General features: G+C 67.0%; 1 protein-coding gene. It reads right to left on the reverse strand.

Annotation, left to right across the window (positions count from 1 at the left end):
* Positions 1-277: 277 nt before the first annotated feature.
* Positions 278-3,496 (reverse strand): WD40/YVTN/BNR-like repeat-containing protein, encoded by a 3,219-nt coding sequence (locus IEZ19_RS49180; protein ID WP_189317862.1) that lies wholly within the window; start codon positions 3,494-3,496, stop codon positions 278-280.
* Positions 3,497-4,218 lie beyond the last annotated feature (722 nt).

A 4,218-nucleotide genomic window follows, 5' to 3' on the forward strand; every position in this document is an offset into this window, starting at 1 on the left:
CCATCGCGCCGCCGACGCATCGTCACGCACCGCAACCGTTACGTTGCCGAGAAGACCTCACTGGCGTGAACCTTCCCGGCCGGCGGGCCGCCGGGCCCGACGCCGGCCGAGGTGATCAGCGCTCATCGCGCCGCCGGTACCTCTCAAGAAGCGCGCGACCGCCGGGCAGGCAGTGACCGTGTAGCGGTCAGCGTGCCGGCCCGGCGGCGTGATGCGCGGTGTGCCTCAGGCGCACATCAGATGGTGCTCAGGAGTTTCCGATTGCTTCGGGTGCGCCTCAGACGGCCGAGCAGCTGATCGGCGCCAGGTTGTGCGAGGCAAGCAGCTGGTTGAAGTTCGGCACGTCGGTGTCGACCGCGGTGCTGAGCTTCTTCAGCTGGTCCTGCAGCAGCGTGTTCAGGTTGTCGAAGACCTGCCCGGTCTGGTCGGTGGGCCGGCCGTCGACACTCTCGATCACGGAGTGCAGCGAGGCGATCCTGTTGTTGAGCCTGATGCCGAAGTTGAGCGGATCCTCGTTGGCCACGTTCTTGCTCTGGTGCAGCTCGTTCTGAACGGCGTTCACTGTGTCGTCGAGCGACGTACCGGCCTTGGTGACGTCCGGATCGTTCGCCGCGCCGACTCGATCATCCACCTGCGCGGTGCATGCGCGGATGTTGATCACGCCCTGGTTGGCGTCGTTGGTGGCGTTCCGTACGGCGAGGTCCAGCTGGAACTGCGCCGCGATGTCGGCCTCCGTGACATGGGTGAGCCGGGAGTCCTTCAGGATGTCGAACGACTGCTGCAACGGCTCCCCGTTCACCACGAGGCGTGCGGTGTAGCTGCCAAGCGGCGCCTTCGGACCCTGGTTGGAACCCTGCCAGTAGACCAGCCCGGGGAAGCTGACCGCGTCCGGGTAGCGCATGTTCCACGTGGCCGTTCTGGTCCCCGCCGTGGTGGGCACGTTGTTGCTGGAGACGACGGTGCCGTCAGGCGCGACGAACTCCACCTTCGCCGAGGTGACATCCTGTTTGAGGGTGTAGCTCACCGAGACGTTGCTGCTCACCGAACGGACGGCGTTGTCCGGGTCCTGCACGACGGCCAGGTCGTTCTCGGCATTCGCGGCGTGCTGGGTCGGCGGGACCACCGCGGCCGGCGGTGACACCGGCTTGATCGGCGTCACCGGCGGGACGGTCTGGTGGAAGTCCGCGATGTCCTTCGGCGTGGTGCTGGGGTTGAGCCTGCGCAGCAGCTCGGCCCCGTCGTCGAGGACGTAGAAACCGCGGCCCTGGGTGGAGATCACCAGGTCATTGCCCTTGACCTTGAGGTCGTAGGCGGTGACGTCGGGCAGGTTCGTCTGCAGCGACTGCCAGTGGTCGCCGTCGTCGAACGACACGTACACACCGTGCGCGCTGGTCGCGTAGAGCAGGTCGCTGCGGACCGGGTCCTGGCGGATGCTCCACAGGAAGTCGTCCGGTGCGAAGCCGGTGGTGATCTTCGTCCAGTGCTTGCCGCCGTCATGCGTGCGGTAGGCGATCGGGGTGAAGTCCTCCAGCTTGTAGCGCTGGCCGACGAGGTACGCGGTCTTCTGCGCGGCCTTGTCCGCGCCGTTGGCCTGGGTGGAGTGCCCGGCGTCGATCATGGTGACCCGGGTGAACTTCTCCAGGTCGCCAGGCGTGACCTCACTCCACTTGCCGCCGCCCTTCTGGGTGAGCCAGACCCGGCCGTCGTCGGTGCCCGCCCAGATGAGGTTCTTGTTCACGGTCGACGGGGCGATCGAGAACACGGTGGCGTAGTACTCGATGCCGGTCTGGTCCAAGGTGATCGGACCGCCGGAAGGACCGAGGGTCGACGGATCGGCGTAGCTGAGGTCCGGGCTGATCTCCTGCCAGGACTGCCCGCCGTTCGTCGACTTCATCACGTGCTGCGAGCCGGCGTAGATGGCGTCCGGCTCGGCCGGGTTGGTCACCAGCGGGTACGACCACTGGAAGCGGTGCTTCAACGTACCGGCCGCCGAACCCATCGGGTTGTCCGGCCAGGGGTCGACCCGCCGGGCGCCGATGGCGCTCTCACCACTGCGGTCGAAGCGGCTCATCGAACCGGTCCACGGCCCGCAGCAGTCGCCCGCGTAGAACACGTTGGAGTTCTTCGGGTCGACCGCGATCGGCCCGCTCTCGCTGCCGCCGGTGATGTTGACCGTGTCGGTGCCGCCGGTGCTGGACGCGCAGGTGGTGCCGCGGTCCTGCTGCTGGCCGCAGATCAGGTAAGGCTCGTCGTTGGTGGTGACCACGCTGTAGAACTGGCCGGTCGAGTAGTCCTCCGCCGTCCACGACGAGCCGCCGTTCGTGGACACGGTGGCGCCACCGTCGTTGCCCTCGATCATCCGCTGGTTGTTCTGCGGGTCGATCCACAGGGCGTGGTTGTCACCGTGCGGCAGGCCACCCATCGTCGAGAAGTTGGCGCCGCCGTCGTTCGAGCGCAGGAACTGCACTTCGGGCACGTAGACCCGGTCCGGGTCTACCGGGTCGGCGACCACTCGGGTGTAGTAGAAGGCTCGCTGCCGGACGGCCTGGCTGTTGTTGATCAGCTTCCAGGTGCTGCCCGCGTCGTCGGAGCGGAACAGCCCGCCGTCCTTCGCCTCCACCAGCGCGTACACCCGGTTCGGGTCGGCGGCGGAGACGCTGACCCCGACCTTGCCGATCGGCGCGTCCGCGGGCAGCCCGAGGCGGGAAGTCAGCTTGGTCCAGGTGCTGCCGCCGTCAGTCGACTTGTAGAGCCCGCTACCGGGGCCACCGTTGTTTGTCTCCCAGAACTTGCCCTGGACCTGCCACATCCCGGCGTACAGCACGTTCGGGTCGGACGGGTCCATCGTCACGTCCGGCGAACCGGTCTGGTCGTCCACGTAGAGCACGCGCTGCCAGTTCGCGCCGCCGTCGGTGGAGCGGAACACGCCACGCTCGGTGTTCTTGCCCCATATGTGCCCCTGCGCAGCGACGAACACGCGGTCACAGTTGCCCGGGTCGACCTGGATCTTGCCGATCATCTGCGTGTCAGCGAGTCCCAGGTGCTTCCAGGTCTTGCCGCCGTCGGTGGTCTTGTACACGCCGTCGCCCGGGATGATGCTCCCGCGCAGGTCCACCTCGCCCATGCCGATGTAGACCGTGTCCGGGTCGGACGGGCACACCGAGACCGCGCCGACCGACGAGCTGGAGATCTGCCCGTCCGTCACCGGCGCCCACTCCGTGCCGCCGTCGGTGGTCTTCCACAGACCACCGCCGGTCGCCCCGAAGTAGTACTCGTTCGGACGGGCGGAGCTGCCTGCGACAGCGATCGAACGCCCGCCGAGCTGCGGGCCGACGTTGCGCCACTTCAGGTTGGAGTACAGCGAGGGGTCGACGCCCCGCGCCGCCGACGGTTCGGCGGTCTGTGCGGCCCCCGCCGCCGGCGCGGCTGGCGCGACGAGAGACAGCCCGAGCAGGAATGCCGCCGCTCCGGCGATCCGCATGAATTGCCGCTTCATCTGGTCACCCCCCGACGAAGACGGGAAGAGTGCGCCAATGTGACGCGGCGAATGACGTTGGATCTGCCTTGGGGCGGGGGAGACTTCCGTATGCCGCGCAATGCGGCGCCGTTCGGTGAAAACACCATCAAAGGTCCGCTCCTGACTGAGCGGAGACCGACATCCGCAACGCCGTACCAGCCCAGGTAAACAGGCATGGCAAAACACACCGCAAATGCCCGTCTCCACTACGGTGGCATGTACACGTTGTGTGCCCAGGCATTGGAGCACCGCCACAACCCGGCGTCAACGGGGCGGGCGGTGTCAACTCGTTGAACCAGCCCCTTCGGTGAGGGTGCGTTGGAAGGCTTCTTGTGGGGTGGGCGAGGTGGCCGAGGCGTCGGCGGGGCTGGTTGTTGATCTCCTCTGCGATGGCGGTGAGGTAGGACTGGTGGTCGGTGATTTAGGTGGCCCTTGGGTAGGGGGGCTGAGCCAGCCGAGCCGTTCCTGGATGCGCCGGCCGTTATAGAAGCCGTCGATGTACTCGAAGAGTGAGGTTCGCCTCGGCCCGGGTGGCGAAGGTGTGGACGCGGATACCCTCCGAACTGCCCCGAGTTTCGTAGAGTCTGATGTGCCCCGGGTCTGGTGGAGTCACTTTGCTGGACAGATGATGCTCCAGACATTGAGGTCTTCTCGGCAACGTAACGGTTGCGGTGCGTGACGATGCGTCGGCGGCGCGATGG

The organism is Streptomyces brasiliensis, from assembly GCF_014647875.1.
Lineage (GTDB): Bacteria > Actinomycetota > Actinomycetes > Streptomycetales > Streptomycetaceae > Streptomyces > Streptomyces brasiliensis.